General features: G+C 48.5%; 16 protein-coding genes. 8 read left to right on the top strand and 8 right to left on the bottom strand.

All coding sequences use genetic code 11. The annotated features are described in order from the left end of the window. The first annotated feature begins 13 nt into the window (after nucleotides 1-13). The 4 genes from purB (at nucleotide 14) to Q1A40_RS00790 (ending at nucleotide 4,842) form a co-directional block, all read left to right on the top strand. Nucleotides 14-1,384 (top strand): adenylosuccinate lyase, encoded by a 1,371-nt coding sequence (purB, locus tag Q1A40_RS00775; protein ID WP_299996501.1) that lies wholly within the window; start codon nucleotides 14-16, stop codon nucleotides 1,382-1,384. A gap of 122 nt (nucleotides 1,385-1,506) precedes the next feature. Then, entirely contained in the window at nucleotides 1,507-2,181 is a 675-nt protein-coding gene (gene phoP, locus Q1A40_RS00780; RefSeq protein ID WP_299996503.1) for a two-component system response regulator PhoP, read from the top strand. Then, nucleotides 2,178-3,647, top strand: coding sequence for a two-component system sensor histidine kinase PhoQ (gene phoQ, locus Q1A40_RS00785; protein ID WP_299996505.1), 1,470 nt, complete (start codon nucleotides 2,178-2,180; stop codon nucleotides 3,645-3,647). Before phoP ends, phoQ begins: the two co-directional genes overlap by 4 nt. Nucleotides 3,648-3,720: 73 nt before the next feature. After that, nucleotides 3,721-4,842 carry a cupin domain-containing protein gene (locus tag Q1A40_RS00790; protein WP_299996508.1) on the top strand — a complete coding sequence of 374 codons (1,122 nt, stop codon included), beginning with the start codon at nucleotides 3,721-3,723 and terminating at the stop codon, nucleotides 4,840-4,842. A gap of 42 nt (nucleotides 4,843-4,884) precedes the next feature. Here Q1A40_RS00790 and pepT read toward each other — a convergent pair whose 3' ends face one another. Then, entirely contained in the window at nucleotides 4,885-6,117 is a 1,233-nt protein-coding gene (gene pepT, locus Q1A40_RS00795) for a peptidase T (RefSeq protein WP_299996511.1), read from the bottom strand. A gap of 257 nt (nucleotides 6,118-6,374) precedes the next feature. Here pepT and potA point away from each other — a divergent pair, with 257 nt between their 5' ends. From potA to potD, 4 genes are read left to right on the top strand one after another with little or no spacing between them, the layout of a single operon-like run. Next, nucleotides 6,375-7,493, top strand: coding sequence for a spermidine/putrescine ABC transporter ATP-binding protein PotA (gene potA / locus Q1A40_RS00800; RefSeq protein WP_299996514.1), 1,119 nt, complete (start codon nucleotides 6,375-6,377; stop codon nucleotides 7,491-7,493). Continuing rightward, complete coding sequence (gene potB / locus Q1A40_RS00805) at nucleotides 7,477-8,331, top strand: spermidine/putrescine ABC transporter permease PotB (protein ID WP_299996517.1); 855 nt, start codon at nucleotides 7,477-7,479, stop codon at nucleotides 8,329-8,331. The genes potA and potB overlap by 17 nt, the downstream gene beginning before the upstream one ends. Continuing rightward, entirely contained in the window at nucleotides 8,331-9,122 is a 792-nt protein-coding gene (gene potC / locus Q1A40_RS00810) for a spermidine/putrescine ABC transporter permease PotC (RefSeq protein WP_299996519.1), read from the top strand. Before potB ends, potC begins: the two co-directional genes overlap by 1 nt. Beyond that, nucleotides 9,119-10,165: a spermidine/putrescine ABC transporter substrate-binding protein PotD gene (potD, locus tag Q1A40_RS00815; protein ID WP_299996522.1), complete on the top strand. Its 1,047-nt coding sequence runs from the start codon at nucleotides 9,119-9,121 to the stop codon at nucleotides 10,163-10,165. The genes potC and potD overlap by 4 nt, the downstream gene beginning before the upstream one ends. A gap of 223 nt (nucleotides 10,166-10,388) precedes the next feature. On the opposite strand, the gene Q1A40_RS00820 is transcribed toward potD, so the two are convergent. From Q1A40_RS00820 to Q1A40_RS00850, 7 genes are all read right to left on the bottom strand, one after another. Beyond that, on the bottom strand, nucleotides 10,389-10,685 hold the full coding sequence (locus Q1A40_RS00820) for a hypothetical protein (protein ID WP_299996525.1): 297 nt from the start codon (nucleotides 10,683-10,685) through the stop codon (nucleotides 10,389-10,391). Between the two features lie 393 nt (nucleotides 10,686-11,078). Continuing rightward, a complete protein-coding gene (cobB, locus tag Q1A40_RS00825) occupies nucleotides 11,079-11,903 on the bottom strand; it encodes a Sir2 family NAD+-dependent deacetylase (RefSeq protein ID WP_299996528.1) in 825 nt (274 codons plus the stop codon). Between the two features lie 3 nt (nucleotides 11,904-11,906). Beyond that, nucleotides 11,907-12,818 carry an N-acetylglucosamine kinase gene (gene nagK, locus Q1A40_RS00830; protein WP_299996531.1) on the bottom strand — a complete coding sequence of 304 codons (912 nt, stop codon included), beginning with the start codon at nucleotides 12,816-12,818 and terminating at the stop codon, nucleotides 11,907-11,909. A gap of 36 nt (nucleotides 12,819-12,854) precedes the next feature. Further along, nucleotides 12,855-14,099 carry a lipoprotein-releasing ABC transporter permease subunit LolE gene (gene lolE, locus Q1A40_RS00835; protein WP_299996534.1) on the bottom strand — a complete coding sequence of 415 codons (1,245 nt, stop codon included), beginning with the start codon at nucleotides 14,097-14,099 and terminating at the stop codon, nucleotides 12,855-12,857. Beyond that, nucleotides 14,099-14,803, bottom strand: a complete 705-nt coding sequence (lolD, locus tag Q1A40_RS00840) for a lipoprotein-releasing ABC transporter ATP-binding protein LolD (RefSeq protein ID WP_299996536.1) — start codon at nucleotides 14,801-14,803, stop codon at nucleotides 14,099-14,101. The genes lolE and lolD overlap by 1 nt, the downstream gene beginning before the upstream one ends. Next, the gene (lolC, locus tag Q1A40_RS00845; protein WP_299996539.1) at nucleotides 14,796-15,995 is read right to left on the bottom strand and encodes a lipoprotein-releasing ABC transporter permease subunit LolC; all 1,200 of its coding nucleotides are present in this window, start codon (nucleotides 15,993-15,995) and stop codon (nucleotides 14,796-14,798) included. Before lolC ends, lolD begins: the two co-directional genes overlap by 8 nt. Nucleotides 15,996-16,316: 321 nt before the next feature. Beyond that, the gene (locus Q1A40_RS00850; protein ID WP_299996542.1) at nucleotides 16,317-17,504 is read right to left on the bottom strand and encodes an MFS transporter; all 1,188 of its coding nucleotides are present in this window, start codon (nucleotides 17,502-17,504) and stop codon (nucleotides 16,317-16,319) included. Nucleotides 17,505-17,861: the final 357 nt, after the last annotated feature.

A 17,861-nucleotide genomic window follows, 5' to 3' on the forward strand; every position in this document is an offset into this window, starting at 1 on the left:
CTCAGGAGTTGTTATGGAATTATCCGCACTGACCGCTGTTTCCCCCGTTGACGGGCGCTATGGCGATAAAGTCAGCGCTCTGCGCGCTATTTTCAGCGAGTTCGGTTTATTGAAATTCCGCGTACAGGTTGAAGTACGCTGGTTACAAAAACTGGCCGCGCAGGCAGAGATCAAGGAAGTTCCTGCTTTTGATGCGGACGCAAACGGTTTCCTTGATAAAATTGTTGCTGAATTTAGCGAAGCTGATGCTGCACGCATTAAAACGATTGAACGCACCACTAACCATGACGTTAAAGCGGTAGAATATTTCCTCAAAGAAAAAGTGGCAGAGGTTCCGGCACTGCATGCTGTCACTGAATTTATTCACTTCGCTTGTACTTCTGAAGATATTAATAACCTGTCTCATGCTCTGATGCTGGAAACCGCGCGTCAGGAAGTGTTGTTACCCTACTGGCGTCAGTTGATTGCCGCAGTAAAAGACCTGGCCGTACAGTATCGTGATATCCCGCTGCTCTCGCGCACTCACGGTCAACCAGCGACCCCATCGACGATGGGTAAAGAAATGGCTAACGTAGCCTATCGCCTGGAAAGACAACTGCGTCAGCTAGAAAAAGTCGAAATTCTCGGAAAAATTAACGGTGCAGTCGGTAACTATAATGCTCATATGGTTGCTTATCCGGAAGTAGACTGGCATGAAGTGAGTTCAAGCTTTGTCAGCTCGTTGGGTATTCAGTGGAACCCGTACACCACTCAAATTGAACCCCACGACTATATTGCTGAACTGTTTGACTGCATCGCGCGTTTTAACACTATTGTTCTCGACTTCGATCGTGATATCTGGGGTTATATCGCTCTTAATCATTTCAAACAGAAGACCATTGCCGGTGAAATCGGTTCTTCAACCATGCCGCATAAAGTGAACCCAATTGACTTCGAAAACTCCGAAGGCAACCTGGGTCTGTCCAATGCTCTGTTACAACACCTGGCCAGTAAATTGCCAGTTTCACGCTGGCAGCGTGATTTGACTGACTCAACGGTACTGCGTAACCTGGGTGTCGGTATCGGCTATGCGCTGATTGCTTATCAGTCCACTCTGAAAGGAGTCAGTAAACTCGAAGTTAATCGTGACAGACTGCTGGCTGAACTTGACCTTAACTGGGAAGTTCTTGCTGAGCCTATTCAAACCGTGATGCGCCGTTATGGTATTGAAAAACCTTACGAGAAACTCAAAGAGCTGACCCGTGGTAAGCGTGTCGATGCCGAAGGTATGAAGCAGTTTATCGACGGTCTGGAGCTGCCAGAAGCAGAAAAAGTGCGCCTGAAAGAGCTGACTCCAGCTAACTATATTGGCCGTGCCATCGCCATGGTTGATGAGCTGAAATAATATTTTTCAATAAGAAACCCTCACTCCCGAGGGTTTCTCCTGAGATTTATCCTTCATCACTCTCCTGCTCCCTGCTAATTCGCGTTAAACTATAGCCGTCATTTATTTATCAAGGAAAAGTGATGCGCGTTTTGGTTGTCGAAGATAATGCTTTGCTCCGCCACCACCTCACAGTACAACTGCGCGAGGGAGGCCACCAGGTTGATGCTGCGGAAGATGCTAAAGAAGCCGATTACTTTTTGAATGAACATACTCCAGATATCGCTATTATCGATTTAGGTTTACCTGATGAAGATGGCATGAGCTTAATTCGTCGCTGGCGCAGCCATGATGTGACTATCCCGATTATGGTGCTGACTGCCCGCGAAGGCTGGCAGGATAAAGTCGAGGTCCTGGGCGCTGGGGCTGATGACTATGTGACAAAACCCTTTCATCTTGAAGAGGTTGTCGCCCGAATGCAGGCCCTTATGCGGCGTAACAGTGGCCTGGCCTCGCAGGTTATCTCTCGCCCACCGTTTCAGGTTGATTTATCGCGTCGCGAACTGTCGATTAACGGCCAGTTAATTAAACTCACCGCTTTTGAGTACACGATTATGGAAACGATAATCCGTAATGCCGGGAAAGTTGTCAGTAAAGACTCGCTGATGCTGCAACTTTATCCCGATGCTGAACTCCGCGAAAGCCACACTATTGACGTTCTGATGGGGCGTTTACGTAAAAAAATTCAGGCCGAATATACTCCTGAGGTTATTACCACCGTACGCGGGCAAGGCTATCGGTTCGACTTGCCATCATGAAGCGCCTGTTTCGTCACCTGCTACCACTTTCACTGCGTATTCGGTTTTTACTGGCGACAGCGGCGGTGGTCATGGTGTTATCTCTGGCCTATGGATTGGTCGCCCTGGTCGGTTACAGTGTCAGTTTTGATAAAACAACTTTCCGTTTATTACGCGGCGAAAGCAACCTCATCTATACCTTAGCTCGCTGGGAAAACGGTAAGATGGACGTTGCACTTTCCAGTGATTTAAACCTGCAAAGCCCGGCAATGGCTCTTATTTACGATACGGACGGTAAACTGCTGTGGGCCCAGCGTGATGTGCCTTATATCGAACACCAAATCCGTAAAGAATGGCTGAGAGATAATGGTTTTTTTGAACTGGAAGCCAACTACGCCACCAGCAGTGCGCTTTTGGGAGATGACGCCGAACGGCTGGCTGAACTAAAAGTGATGTATGAAGCAGAGGCCGATGATGAGTATGAAGTGACGCATTCGATTGCCGTTAACCAGTACCCGGCAACCTCCCGCATGCCTGCGGTGACTATTGTAATGGTCGATACCATTCCGATAGAGCTTAAGCGCTCTTATATGGTATGGAGTTGGTTTATTTATGTCTTGCTGGCGAATCTGTTATTAGTGGTACCGTTACTGTTACTGGCAGCGTGGTGGAGCTTACGCCCAATAGAAGCTTTGGCGCGAGAAGTACGTGAGCTGGAAAAGCGCGATCGTAATAGCCTGAACCCGGAAACTACGCCGGAACTAAAAAGCCTGGTACAAAACCTCAATCGGCTACTACGCACCGAGCGGGAACGTCATGATAAATATCGCACTACTTTGACCGACCTGACCCATAGTCTGAAAACGCCGTTAGCTGTACTACAATCTACTCTGCGATCGTTGCGGGGCAATAAAATTAACCTGGATCAGGCTGAGCCGGAAATGCTGGAACAAATAAGCCGTATTTCTCAGCAAATTGGCTATTACCTGCATCGTGCCAGTATACGCGGTGATATGGAATTGCTCAGCCGGGAACTCCACTCTGTCGCCCCATTACTGGACAGCCTGTGTTCAGCCCTGAATAAAGTCTACCAGCGTAAAGGCGTGAATATTACGCTCGATATCTCTCCGGAAACGATATTTGTCGGTGAAAAACATGACTTTATGGAGATTATGGGCAATATACTGGATAACGCCTGTAAATATTGTCTGGAGTTTGTTGAAGTTTCTGCTCAACAGCACGATGACAGGCTGCATATTATTATTGAAGATGATGGGCCAGGCATTCCAGAAAGTCAGCGTGAAAGAGTATTTCATCGGGGTCAGCGTGCGGATACGTTAAGGCCAGGTCAGGGTATTGGCCTCTCGGTGGTACGGGAACTGGTCTCTCAGTATGAAGGAGAAATTCTCGTTGGCGTCAGCTCGCTGGGCGGAGCCAGGATGGAGGTCATTTTTTCTCATCAGTATCTCTCCCAGGAAATAGAGTAAAAAGATACCGTCAGTCACACTGGCATCCGTTACAATCCCGGATAGCATTATTTTCACCCTCAAGGTAACCACTATGGACTATCAGCTTGATTTAAACTGGCCAGATTTTATTGAACGCTACTGGCAGAAACGTCCGGTAATACTGAAGCACGCTTTCAAAAATTTCGTTGACCCCATATCTCCGGACGAACTGGCCGGTCTGGCGATGGAAAGCGAAGTCGATAGCCGTCTGGTCAGCCATAACGAAGGCAAATGGCAAGTGGGTCATGGCCCGTTTCAGGAATATGATCACCTGGGCGAACATAACTGGTCTTTGCTGGTTCAAGCCGTCAATCACTGGCATCAGCCTGCCAGCGCTCTGATGATTCCTTTCCGGGCGTTACCCGACTGGCGAATCGATGACTTAATGGTCTCTTTTTCTGTTCCGGGTGGTGGTGTCGGTCCGCATTTCGATCAGTATGATGTCTTTATTATTCAAGGTCTCGGTCGCCGCCGCTGGCGGGTTGGTGAAAAGGCGTCACTGAAACAACACTGTCCGCATCCGGATCTGTTACAAGTCGAGCCTTTTGATGCCATCATTGATGAAGAGATGGAGCCTGGTGACGTGCTCTATATTCCACCGGGTTTCCCGCATGAAGGCTATGCGCTGGAAAATGCGCTGAATTACTCGGTCGGTTTTCGGGCACCCAGCAGCCGCGAACTGATCAGCGGTTTCGCTGACTTTGTATTGCAGCGTGAACTGGGTGGCTTGCGTTATAGCGATCCACAGGTTCCGAAGCGAAATCACCCTGCCGATATCCTGCCGCAAGAAGTTGATGCACTTCGCGATATGATGCTCAGTATGCTGAATCAACCTGAAACTTTTAATCACTGGTTCGGCGAGTTTATTAGCCAGTCGCGTCATGAACTGGATCTTGCCCCACCAGAACCCCCTTATCAGGCCGATGAAATTGTTGATGCTTTACATCAGGGGGATGTACTGACCCGAGCCGGTGGCCTGCGCGTTTTACGCGTGGCAAATGAGGTGTATGTGAATGGCGAGAAGCTGGACAGTCCGCAACATCAGGCGCTGGAAGCGCTTGCCAGTCATCTGACGTTAAACGCAGAGCACTTCGCTGACGCCCTTGACGATCCTGGCTTCCTCGTTTTACTGACTGCCCTCGTCAATAGCGGTTACTGGTATTTCGAAGACTAATTATCATGACGGTAGCGGGTTTTAGCTACCGTCATTAATCTCTTATTCAGGGGTAATCTCGCAGGTCAGCTTCGCTATCTGTACAATCACGTTAACGGCCTTTTCCATACCTTCCAAAGTCACCATCTCATGTTTTCCATGATAGTTATATCCGCCGGTGAATAAGTTAGGGCAAGGCAGTCCTTTGAAAGAGAGTTGTGCCCCGTCCGTTCCCCCGCGTATAGGTTTCATTATCGGTTCAATATTGCAGTTGGTCATCGCCTGACGGGCAATATTCAACGCATGGGGATGACTCAGTACTTTGTCACGCATGTTGTAGTAGTTGTCATCAATAACCAGCTCAATATAGCACTTCGGGGGCAGACCTTTTCCCACCCGCTCCGCTATCTCCACCATTTTTTTCTTACGCAGCTGAAATTGTTGTATATCAAAATCGCGGATCAGATAGTGCATTTGCGCATGTTCTGCATTACCTTTCAGACTATGCAGATGGAAAAAGCCCTGATATCCCTCGGTACACTCGGGGGTCTCCTCCTGCGGGAGCTCAGCATGCAAACGAGCAGCCAGCGCTATCGCATTAGTCATCACGCCTTTTGCCGAACCAGGATGCGCGACATTCCCCACGATTTCAATTTTTACCTCTGCGGCATTGAAATTTTCATACTCAAGTTCACCGACCCCACCACCATCAACGGTATAGGCCCAGTCAGCAGCAAAAGCCTTCACATCAAAGTATGCCGCGCCACGGCCAATTTCTTCATCTGGCGTAAAAGCGACCCGAATATCACCGTGGGGAATATTGTCATTTTTTAATACAGCAAGGGCGGTAATAATTTCGGCAATTCCCGCTTTATCGTCCGCACCTAATAACGTTTTACCGTTTGTGGTAATTAATGTCTGTCCTAATAATTGGTGCAATACAGGGAACATCACCGGGGACAGTATTTCTTCGCCATGCCCCAGCGCAATGTCCCCCCCTCGATAGCCTTCGATAATTTGTGGTTGAACATTCTTCCCACTGAAATCCGGCGAAGTATCCACATGTGCAATAAAACCAATAACCGGCACGGTATGGCTCACATTAGCTGGCAGTGTTGCCATCAGGATACCCTGCTCGCTTAAACTGATGTCAGTCAATCCCATTCCGGTAAGCTGCTGTTGCAACAGGAATAACAGATCCCATTGCCCAGTACTACTGGGGGTACGCTTCACGCCCGGGCGTGACTGGGTATCAAAATCGATATATTCCAGAAAGCGGTCAAGTAATTCATCCATTGCTTTCACCTTCAGAGTAGAGTTATTCCATTATTCATAAGGCCGGACTCAGAAGTATTGCGTCATATCATAGTTAGGTAGGCTGACTGTAAATCATTTCGCTTGCGGGCAGACAGTTTTACCACATCAATTATTGGCGATGAACTGAGTTTCCCGTAGAATGCCAGCCCTTACTTTATGTGTTAAGCCTCAAGGTGGTTAACCACAAACCCTGTATCTGCTTCGAAAGATACGTTATTGATGGGACAGTGTAACAATTGGAAAAACAGCAATCTTACGTTTCGCCGTTAGTCGAGATTACGGCGTTAACTAAACGATTTGATAGTAAAGCCGTCATTTCTGACTTCTCTCTCACCATCGGTCACGGTGAATTTCTGACGCTACTTGGCCCTTCTGGCTGCGGCAAAACCACAGTATTACGCTTAATAGCGGGACTCGAACAGGCTGACGGCGGTTCTGTCTCTCTGGATAACCAGGATATTACCCTCGTTCCGGCTGAGCATCGTCCCGTTAATACGGTGTTTCAGAGTTATGCCCTGTTTCCCCATATGACCATTTTTGAAAACGTCGCTTTTGGCTTGCGTATGCAAAAAACACCCGCCAGTGAGATTGCGCCTCGGGTGACTGAAGCCCTGAAAATGGTACAGTTAGAAGAGTTTGCGCAGCGCAAACCCCATCAGCTTTCCGGGGGCCAACAACAACGAGTGGCCATTGCCCGTGCGGTTGTGAATAAACCCCGCCTGCTACTTCTCGATGAATCGTTATCTGCTCTCGACTATAAGCTGCGTAAGCAGATGCAAAATGAACTCAAAGCGTTACAGCGTAAACTCGGTATTACCTTTGTTTTCGTCACTCATGATCAGGAAGAAGCTCTCACCATGTCCGATCGTATTGTGGTGATGCGTAACGGTAAAATTGAGCAGGACGGCACGCCGCGTGAGATCTACGAAGAACCGAAAAATCTCTTTGTCGCCAGCTTTATCGGTGAAATCAATATTTTTGATGCAGTAGTGATTGAACGTCTTGATAAACAGCGTGTTCTGGCACAGGTGGAAGGCCGGGAATGTCATATTTTTGTTCAAAAACCGGTAACACCAGGTCAGGCACTCAAAGTGCTGTTACGCCCGGAAGATTTACGAGTTGAAGAGATCAATGACAGTAGTGAATCTGATGGTTTGATAGGGTATATCCGCGAGCGTAACTATAAAGGTATGACCCTCGAATCAACCGTCGAACTGGAAAACGGCAAGATGATAATGGTGAGTGAGTTTTTCAACGAAGACGATCCTGATTTCGACCATTCATTAAATCAGAAAATGGCTGTGACCTGGGTTGAAAGCTGGGAGGTTGTCCTGACCGATGCAGAGTTCTCGTAAATTTAAACACATTGTCATCGGCCTGGCAGTAGGCTGGTTATTAGTGTTTGTCTTTTTGCCAAACCTAATGATAATCGGCACCAGTTTTCTCACCCGGGATGATGCGCATTTTGTCAGTATGGTATTCACGTTTGATAACTATACCCGTCTGGCTGACCCACTTTATGCCCAGGTACTGATTCATTCATTGAATATGGCACTGATTGCCACATTCGCCTGTCTGATCCTCGGTTATCCCTTTGCCTGGTATCTTGCCAGCCTGCCCGCTCGCGTGCGGCCATTACTGTTATTTTTGCTGATAGTCCCCTTCTGGACAAACTCATTAATTCGCGTCTATGGCCTGAAATTATTTCTCAGTACCAAAGGCTATCTCAATGAATTTCTGTTGTGGACTGGCGTGACAGAGACGCCAATAAAGATAATGTTTACCCCAAGTGCAGTCATTATTGGTCTGGTCTATATTTTACTGCCCTTTATGGTGATGCCACTCTATTCCAGTATTGAAAAGCTCGACAAACCCTTACTGGAAGCGGCGCGAGATTTGGGAGCCAGTAAGCGACAAACCTTCCTGCGGATTATTCTGCCACTGACCATGCCTGGTATTGTTGCCGGTAGTTTATTGGTGATGTTGCCTGCAATGGGGATGTTCTATATTTCGGACCTGATGGGGGGTGCGAAAAACTTGCTGATTGGCAATGTGATTAAAAGTCAGTTTCTTACTATTCGTGACTGGCCCTTTGGGGCTGCCACCAGCATTATGCTGACGCTGGTTATGGGGTTGATGTTACTGGTGTACTGGCGGACTTCCCGCTTACTGAATAAGAAGGAGGCGCCGTAATGAAAGGACGACTCTTCAAAGCAGGGTTTATGTCGGTGATTTATGCCTTTCTGTACATTCCCATTATCCTGCTTATCGTTAACTCTTTTAACCGCTCCAGATTTGGCATTAACTGGCAGGGCTTTACCACCGACTGGTATCGCCTGCTGATGAACAACGACAGCCTGCTCCAGTCTGCCCGTCACTCTCTCACCATTGCCGTCTTTTCAGCCACCGCCGCGACCCTTATCGGTTCGCTGACCGCCGTGGCACTTTATCGCTATCACTTTCGCGGCAAGCCTTTTGTCGGCGGCATGCTGTTTGTAGTGATGATGTCGCCGGATATCGTGATGGCGATTTCACTGCTGGTGCTGTTTATGTTACTCGGCATTTCACTCGGTTTCTGGTCCCTGCTGTTTTCCCATATCACCTTCTGCCTGCCTTTTGTTGTGATAACCGTTTATTCACGACTTAAAGGTTTCGACGTCAAAATGCTGGAAGCCGCGCGTGATTTAGGCGCCAGTGAGTGGGTTATTCTGCGGAAAATTCTGCTGCCACTGGCAATGCCCGCGGTTGCTGCAGGCTGGCTGCTGAGCTTCACACTGTCGATGGATGATGTTGTGATTTCCTCCTTTGTCACCGGTCCAAGCTATGAAATTCTGCCATTAAAGATCTATTCAATGGTGAAAGTGGGCGTATCACCTGAGGTGAATGCCCTGGCAACAATTCTGCTGTTACTGTCACTGGTGATGGTCATCGCCAGTCAACTCATTCTTCGCGATAAAACAAAACCCCAGGGGACGTTAAAATGAAAAAATGGTCACGCCACCTGCTTGCTGCTGGTGCACTTGCGCTGGTTATAGGGAGCGCACAAGCTAACGATAATAAAACACTCTATTTCTATAACTGGACCGAATATGTACCACCCGGCCTGTTAGAACAATTCACGAAAGAAACCGGGATCAAGGTTATCTATTCCACCTATGAGTCGAATGAAACCATGTACGCCAAGCTTAAAACCTATAAAGATGGCGCCTATGACCTGGTTGTCCCCTCCACTTACTTTGTCGATAAAATGCGTAAAGAGGGTATGATCCAGAAAATCGACAAAAGTAAGCTGACGAACTTTAGTAATCTCGACCCGGAGATGCTGAATAAACCTTTCGACCCCAATAATGACTATTCCATCCCTTATATCTGGGGGGCAACCGCGATAGGCGTTAACGCCGATGAGAGGGATCCGAAAAGCATCAGCAGCTGGGCTGATTTGTGGAAGCCCGAGTATAAACAGAGCCTGTTGCTGACAGATGACGCTCGTGAAGTCTTCCAGGTGGCGTTGCGTAAACTGGGTTACTCCGGTAACAGTACCTCCCCGAAAGAGATCGAAGCCGCCTACCACGAGCTGCAAAAACTGATGCCAAACGTTGCCGCCTTTAACTCTGATAACCCGGCGAATCCATATATGGAAGGTGAAGTCAATGTCGGGATGGTATGGAATGGTTCAGCCTATGTTGCCCGTGAAGAAGGCACTCCGCTGGAAATCATCTGGCCGAAAGAAGGCGGTATTTTCTGGATGGATAACCTGTCAATTCCGGCTAATGCTAAAAACGTGGACGGTGCCCTGCAACTGATTAACTTCCTGCTGCGTCCGGAGATCGCCCAACAAGTCGCCGAAACTATTGGCTATCCGACTCCTAACCTCGCCGCACGTAAATTATTACCACCAGAAGTCTCTGGCGATAAGTCACTCTATCCCGATGCCGAAGTGATAGAGGCCGGAGAGTGGCAAAACGATGTGGGTGACGCCAGTCTGCTGTATGAGTCTTATTACCAGAAACTGAAAACCGGGGGATGATGCTGACGTTTGAAAACAGTCAGTATCGAATTTCTGGTACCTGAAGACGAGCTCTACTGTAGAGGTTTAATATCCCTGATAATAAACAGAAATAAATACTGTGATTTATCAGGGATAGCAATAATCATTCACTGGCCCTTCTCCTGAAATACATTCATCAGGTTACTTTAGTAACACAGCAAAATAATAATCCGATACGTTACAGAAACATATTATATATCATTTATTTTTTCTTCTCGTTTTTCCTTTTTTCCGCTTCATTAATTTCCTGCCAGTAGAGATGGAACATCATATTATACAACCAGACTCGCAGGCACAGGAGGATAAGCCAGAGAAGTAGTGGTATCGCAGATAGTAAGCGGATATCGTAAATCTGCAGTGCTCCCAGTAACTGAAATATATGCAGCCAGAATAGCAGTACACCACTTAACAGCGCCACCACTCCTGCCATCAACCATATGACCAGGGATGGCTCTGTGGGGCGTTTATGTCGTATTGATTCCTGTCGTTCCCGGATCATAATTTATCCTTGGCACTTTCCTGTGCAAAACGCGTCTAAACCTGTCAGATACCAGAGCGATATAAACCATGAATCATGGTTTCGTAAAAAATAAATCCTTGCCCAGAGTGTAGAGACCGCCGACATGATAACAGAAACAGTATTTTGTAACAGAAACTGTCTGATAATAAATAAATTCGAAAACACAGTTTTTAATATGACATTAAACCTAACCATACAGATTAAATAACGTTATCCATTCATCTCTTTTTATGAGAAATAAAATTCACACATGTGCCAGCCGTTAGTAATAGGTGTTTGATCGATGTGGTTATTTTATTTATTATTTTATTTATTCTGTTAAGCAATGATTTAAATTAATCCCCTTAACAATTTAAGTTAAGGGGATTGTTATCAACCAATATCGTTCAACAATTTATAGATATAATCAGGAACTTCCTGACTGGCCAAACCATAATGTTTTTCCTCAAACTCGCTTTCTACCAGACTGGGTTCAAGGTTTAACTCAACGGTATGCGCCCCTTGCAGTCGGGCCTCGTGGACGAAGCCCGCCGCAGGATAAACATGCCCGGAGGTGCCAATCGCAATAAAGTAATCGGCTTCGCTGATGGCATGATAAATTTCATCCATCCCCAACGGCATTTCACCAAACCACACGACATGCGGGCGTAATACTTCTGAAATCTGGCAGCAGTGGCAGCGATCGGCTGGGGTAATATCCTCCTGCCAGCTCACAACCTGACGGCTTCTGACACAGCGGACTTTTAACAGCTCTCCATGCATATGAATGATGCGTTTATTCCCTGCCCGCTCATGCAAATTATCAATATTTTGCGTGACCAGGAGAAAATTTTCACCTAACACTGACTCAAGTTTTGCCAGCGCCAGGTGGGCGGCATTCGGTTGAATATCCGGCTGTTGAAGCTGACGGCGACGGGCATTGTAGAATTCCTGTACCCTTTGAGGATCACGCTGAAAACCTTCTGGTGTCGCGACATCCTCCACCCGGCTCTCTTCCCATAATCCGTCCGCTGCTCTGAAAGTTCGGATCCCTGATTCAGCAGAAATTCCCGCCCCCGTGAGTACAACAATTTTCGGTTTTTCTGTCTGTTTCAGCATAACCTGTTCTCCAAAGTAACTGCTTTGACGCAGTCGATGGCGTAACAATCGTTTTTTCTTCCTGAAGCGACTGAGTCGTTGTTGACGACGAGACAACATAATTTACTCCGGCAGATGGAGAAATGCCGCACCGCGCATTCCGCCCGCATCGCTATGGCGTGCGGGCTCAATTCTGGGTACGTGTGCGAGTGGCAATAAATATTGCGATAACCGCGCCGTTAATAGCGCATACATCTCACTAAAGTTAGACAACCCTCCACCGATCACCACCAGGTGAGGATCTAGTGCCGTAAAAAGATTACCTAAACAGGCAGCCAGCAACTCGGTAAAGCGCTCTACATGACTTTGCGCCTGTTTATCTCCTGCCCGATAGCGGGCAATAATCTGCCGGGCATCCAGCTCCGTCTGGTAGAAATACTGCCATAACCAGGCAAATCCCCGGCCAGAAAGGTAATTTTCAATACAGCCTTTTTGCCCACAGCCGCAAGGGATAAAGGGAATTTCACGTCCGAGGATATCCAGTGCATCAACCGGCAGGCGGGTATGACCAAATTCACCAGTGATAAAATTTCGACCGGTGATCGGGCGACCGTTGACGATAATGCCGCCACCGACGCCAGTACCGAGAATCAGCCCCATCACCACCGGATAGGAACGGAACTCATCATCCCAGGCTTCTGACAGGGTAAAGCAGTTAGCATCATTATCGATACGTACTTCGCGTTGTAACAGGCGGCTTAAGTCTGCCCGCAGCGGCTGTCCGCTGGCGGCCGGAAGATTGGTAGCATAAAGTTTACCATCATCGATTTCCGGCATTCCCGGAATACCGATACCTACGCTCCCGGGGCTGCCAAATCGCGCATCAGCCTGCGCCACTAAGTCGACAATGGCCTGCAAAAACTCGGCATACTGGCTATGCGGTGTCGCTATTCGTGTTTCCCATTGCAGCATTCTGTCAGCATCATAGACGCCAAGAGCCATCTTAGTGCCGCCAATATCAAAGCCGTAATACATGGCTATGTCGTCCCCTGCTGTTTGCAGAAATGGTATTTACTGTCCACTGAGTACCCGGGCTGGATCTATTTTGCTGGCTCGTCGCGCCGGATACCAGCTCGCCAGTAAACTCAGTATCAGAGCGGTGAGCAGCACATAGAATACATCTTGTCCGTGTAATTCCGATGGCAGAAAATCAATAAAATAGATATCACCGGATAGAAATTGATGTCCGATCAGCTTTTCAATCACGTTAATTATCGGCGTCAATTGCCATGAGGCCAGTACACCAATAATCACTCCGCTGACGCTACCCACAAACCCTGCGAGTAAGCCATACCAGATAAAAATAGCACGAATTAAGCCGTCTTTTGCCCCCAGGGTACGCAATACTGCAATATCACTGCTTTTATCTTTTACAGCCATAATTAGCGTCGAGACAATATTAAAACAGGCCACGCCTATCACCAGAATCATCGCCAAATACATAATGGCGCGGATCATCTGGATATCACGGTACATATAGCCATAGGTACCAATCCAGCTCTTAATAAAAACATAGGCGTTCGTGGCTTCACCCGCTTCACGTACCCGCTGCTGGGCGTTAAAGACATCATCGACTTTAATGGCAATGCCGGTGACGCTGTGTCCCATATCCAAGTACTCGCTGGCATCACTGAGCGGCACCATAGCAAAGCTGTGATCAAGCTGGCCACTGAGAGCCAGAATACCCGCCACCTGTAGACGCACACGCTTCGGCTGTAGCAGACGATTGCCTTCATCATTATTCGGAATAGATAATGAAACCCAGTCGCCCTGCTTAACCTTCAGCGCATCCGCCACCCCTTTGCCCAGAATAATTTGCTGCTTGCCTGCACTAAACTGGGACCAGGCTTGGTTCTGCACAAAATGAGGTAACGCGCTCAGACGAGCTTCCTGAGAAGGCTCCACACCTTTAATCTGGATAGCGCGCAGATTATTTGCACTCTCAATTAACCCAGTAAAGTTGATATAGGGGGCGGCCGCCAGAATACCCGGGACTTTCTCAATCCGACTAAGGATATTTTGCCAGTCATTAAAAGGCTGATTAACCGGTGAGATTTCCCCGTGCGGTACCACAGCCAGAATTCTGTCTTTCAGCTCGCGCTCAAAACCATTCATCGCGCTGAGGCCGATAATTAATACCGCAACCCCCAGAGCAATGCCCATGGTTGAGATAACAGAAATAAGCGACACCATCCCGCTGCGTCGCCGCCCACGGCTAAAACGTAAACCAATCTGTAACGATAACGGCAATGCCATTACTCGGCCCCCATTAAGGTCAGGTCCTGAGTCAGACGACCATCACGCATTTCCAGCTGGCGCGACATGCGTTTAGCCAGTTGCAAGTCATGAGTTACCACAAGGAAAGCCGTACCCTGACGCACATTGAGCTCACCCAATAACTCAAAAATACTGTTGGCATTACGAGCATCAAGATTGCCGGTCGGTTCATCGGCCAACACTAATCGTGGATTATTGACCAGCGAACGGGCTATCGCCACCCGTTGACGCTCACCACCAGAGAGTTCCGAAGGGCGATGATGGCTGCGCTTTTCCAGACCCACTGCCGCCAGCATCTCCAATGCCCGTTGCTGTGCCTCTGCCGGTTTTTGCTTACCAATCAGTAGCGGCATGGCAACATTTTCCAGCGCCGTAAAGTCAGGCAATAAATGATGAAACTGATAAATAAAGCCCAGTTCCCGATTACGCAGTTCCGCTTTAGCTGATGAAGAGAGCTGGCTCAGCGCCTGACCGTTAAAAACCACATCACCAGAACTAGGTGAATCCAGCCCACCGAGCAAATGCAGTAAGGTACTTTTTCCCGAACCGGAACTCCCGACAATCGCCATCAACTCGCCCGGTTTCATGCTAAAGCTGACATCATGCAACACATCCGTTTGCACGCTGCCTTCCAGGTAGCGTTTGCACAACTTATCGCACTGCAACAGGATAGAATTACTCATAACGTAAAGCCTCAGCGGGTTGAGTGGCGGCGGCACGCCAGGAAGGATATAGCGTAGAGAGTAGCGCAATCGCCATCGCGACCAGCGAAATGGTGACCACTTGTAGGGGTTCAATAGCGACAGGCAAACTGGCTCCATCGATTAAGATACCAATCACCGGCATTAAATTATTGAGCTGACTGGCAAGCAATACACCGAGCAGCGCACCAAATAGCGCCCCCAGTACCCCGGCGCTAGCGCCCTGGACCATAAATACCGCCATAATCTGCCGGCGAGTCAGTCCTTGGGTTTGCAGAATCGCCACTTCTCCCTGTTTTTCCATCACCAGGAGTCCCAGTGAGGTTATAATATTAAACGCGGCAACGGCAATGATGAGGCTCAGTAACAGTCCCATCATATTTTTTTCCATTCTCACGGCCTGGAACAACTCGCCTTTACGTTCACGCCAGTCTTTCCATTCGGTCCCGGCCGGTAACGCCTGCTGGCTGAGAGAATCGACTTTTAGCGGACTATCCAGCCAGAGTCTCCAGCCGGTAATATTACCCACCGGGTAGCGCATCAGACGCGAGGCATCTTGCTGATTGACCAGTAACTGAGTCGCATCAACTTCACTGTTTGCGGCAAAGGTACCAATCACATTAAACAGCCGCTGACTGGGCTGACGCCCCATGGGGGTGAACTGACTGGCAGACGGCACGATTAACCGTACAGTATCGCCCCGTTTCACCTCTAAGCTATTGGCTAACTGCTCTCCCAGTATGACGTTGTACTCCCCGGCAACCAGTTGTGATTGCTGTACGCCAGTCAGAAAAGGCGTCAGAGGTTCATATTGTTCAGGCTTCACACCCAGCATCACGCCAACACCAATACCGTGAGCACCTTGTAGCACAACATCACCGGTAGTGAGCGGTTCAACCCGCGTCACTCCCTGTAACTTAAGGCGGTCTGCAGGAAGCTGCTGGGGATTAATCGACCCTGTGGGGGAGGTGATCATCGCTTGGGGCATCAGCCCTAAGATGTTGTTTTGCAGCTCTCGCTCCAAGCCATTCATCACCGAGAGCACCGTCACCAGCGCCATAACGCCTAGTGTGATGCCGATCGTGGAAAGCCAGGAGACAAAGCGACCGAAACGGTCCGCTGCACGCCCGCGCATATAACGCAGGCCGATAAATAACGCGACAGGTTGATACATAACATCCGTCTGGTTGCTGTGGCTTGGGCAAAGAAGTCAAGTATACGACAGCTGCCCGTTCAAATGAATTCAATCGCTTAAATTAATCATCAGACTGATGCCGCTAAGGAGATTTTAAGTAAAAGGGATAAATGACAGAGACTCAGCTGTATACCCAAAACAGTTCGAATTGCCTGTCAGCGCGCCTCACGCACGCCTCCCCCCCAGGCAACTTGAAATATAACGTGTGTTGACGAAGCACTTAGAACGGTGCTCAGTCCCGTTCTGTTTAAGGTTCGCGAGCAACAACGCACACAGAAAAAGTGAGGGATGCAACGCAAGTCACTGCCGGGCTACTGACTTCAAAACACTCCACAGCGCTATCGCCAGCACAGTACCGCCGCCAATACTGGCGAGGATAAAACCACTTTGCAGGCCGTTACGGTCGATAAAATATCCTGACAGCGCGGCGCCAAGGGCCACACCGATATTAAGTCCGGCTAACAGCCAGGTCATACCTTCCGTAGTGCTACGCTCAGGAACTGCGCGCTCCACCAGCGACATAGCAATGATCATCGTCGGAGCAAAAGAGACGCCTGCCCAGAAAATCCAGAAAGCCAGAGAATAAATGGAGCTGACCCATAACAGTGGCAGAGTCGTCAGAGCAATCGCTCCTCCACCGAGTAACAACTGTTGCGGTAACGCGAGGTGAAACGATCTTGCGCCAAAAAATAGCCCCGCCAGACAGGAACCGCAGGCATAGGCGGATAATACCAGACTAGCCGCAGCGGGTTGCTCTGTCGCCCGGGCAAAAGCGACGCTGATAAGATCAACAGACCCAACAATAGTCCCAAGCGCTATCATCAAGAGAGTCAAACGCTGTACCGCTATCAGACCAATGACAGAGTGCGTTTTTTCTCCCCCCTCAGATACGGGAATACACGCAGGTTCCGTAGCTGTCTGTAATACCAGAGTCAGTATACCCAGTAACAGAAGAACCGCGGCTGCCAGAATACCGGCCTGTGGAAAGAGTAATACCGTCATCCCCACGGCCAGGGGCGGTCCGATAATAAAAGTCACCTCATCAAAGACGGTTTCAAGAGAGTAAGCTGTTTGCAACTGGGGCTGGTCACGATACAACGCCGTCCAGCGAGCGCGGATCATCGCAGAAATGCTGGGCATAAAGCCGCTCAGAATGGCACCAGCAAAGAGCAGAACGGAATGGTATTGCAGTTTGCTGACCACCAGAATTAGTCCCATTCCCGTAATACTGATCAGCGATGCCCAGGGCAATACGCGACGCTGACCATATTTGTCCACCCAGCGGGATAGCTGAGGAGAAACCAAGGCATAAGTCAGCACAAAACTGGCACTAACCGCCCCGGCAAGCGCATAGCTCTGTTGTAACTGCGAGAGAAGTGTAATCAGTCCGATCCCGGTCATCGGTAACGGCAGCCGGGCCAGTAAACCGGCAAAGGTAAAAGCCAGACTGCCAGGAGCAGCAAAAAGTATCCGATAAGCCTTAATCATCTTTATTCCTTAATTCTGTGAGATCCTGGATTGACGGTATGCCATCCATTTAGATACACGACGTATGAATAAAAATAATATACATACACAAAGAATGTAAATATTCATTCTTTGTGTATGTAAAAATAAAATCTTCCCCCTGATTAGCTGCGTACTGGTTCCCAGTAAATGAGGTGAACCTTCACCTGAATCGTCTGTCGGACAGTATCAGGCGCTATGCTGCATGATGAGAATCAAATGCCTGGAGAACACTTTTAAGAAATGAGAAAGCAAGAGAACTCTGTATTGCAGGTTGCTAATACTCATTGATGCGAGATAATAATATCACTTGGCTAACTGCCCCTCGCCCGGCTCTCT

Origin of the sequence: uncultured Cedecea sp., assembly GCF_947498825.1 — a bacterium.
GTDB lineage: Bacteria > Pseudomonadota > Gammaproteobacteria > Enterobacterales > Enterobacteriaceae > JGM124.

Coding starts and splice junctions, on each gene's coding strand:
- purB (WP_299996501.1), top strand. CDS start 14: ATGGAATTATCCGCACTGACCGCTGTTTCCCCCGTTGACGGGCGCTAT.
- phoP (WP_299996503.1), top strand. CDS start 1,507: ATGCGCGTTTTGGTTGTCGAAGATAATGCTTTGCTCCGCCACCACCTC.
- phoQ (WP_299996505.1), top strand. CDS start 2,178: ATGAAGCGCCTGTTTCGTCACCTGCTACCACTTTCACTGCGTATTCGG.
- Q1A40_RS00790 (WP_299996508.1), top strand. CDS start 3,721: ATGGACTATCAGCTTGATTTAAACTGGCCAGATTTTATTGAACGCTAC.
- pepT (WP_299996511.1), bottom strand. CDS start 6,117: ATGGATGAATTACTTGACCGCTTTCTGGAATATATCGATTTTGATACC.
- potB (WP_299996517.1), top strand. CDS start 7,477: ATGCAGAGTTCTCGTAAATTTAAACACATTGTCATCGGCCTGGCAGTA.
- potC (WP_299996519.1), top strand. CDS start 8,331: ATGAAAGGACGACTCTTCAAAGCAGGGTTTATGTCGGTGATTTATGCC.
- potD (WP_299996522.1), top strand. CDS start 9,119: ATGAAAAAATGGTCACGCCACCTGCTTGCTGCTGGTGCACTTGCGCTG.
- Q1A40_RS00820 (WP_299996525.1), bottom strand. CDS start 10,685: ATGATCCGGGAACGACAGGAATCAATACGACATAAACGCCCCACAGAG.
- cobB (WP_299996528.1), bottom strand. CDS start 11,903: ATGTTGTCTCGTCGTCAACAACGACTCAGTCGCTTCAGGAAGAAAAAA.
- nagK (WP_299996531.1), bottom strand. CDS start 12,818: ATGTATTACGGCTTTGATATTGGCGGCACTAAGATGGCTCTTGGCGTC.
- lolE (WP_299996534.1), bottom strand. CDS start 14,099: ATGGCATTGCCGTTATCGTTACAGATTGGTTTACGTTTTAGCCGTGGG.
- lolD (WP_299996536.1), bottom strand. CDS start 14,803: ATGAGTAATTCTATCCTGTTGCAGTGCGATAAGTTGTGCAAACGCTAC.
- lolC (WP_299996539.1), bottom strand. CDS start 15,995: ATGTATCAACCTGTCGCGTTATTTATCGGCCTGCGTTATATGCGCGGG.
- Q1A40_RS00850 (WP_299996542.1), bottom strand. CDS start 17,504: ATGATTAAGGCTTATCGGATACTTTTTGCTGCTCCTGGCAGTCTGGCT.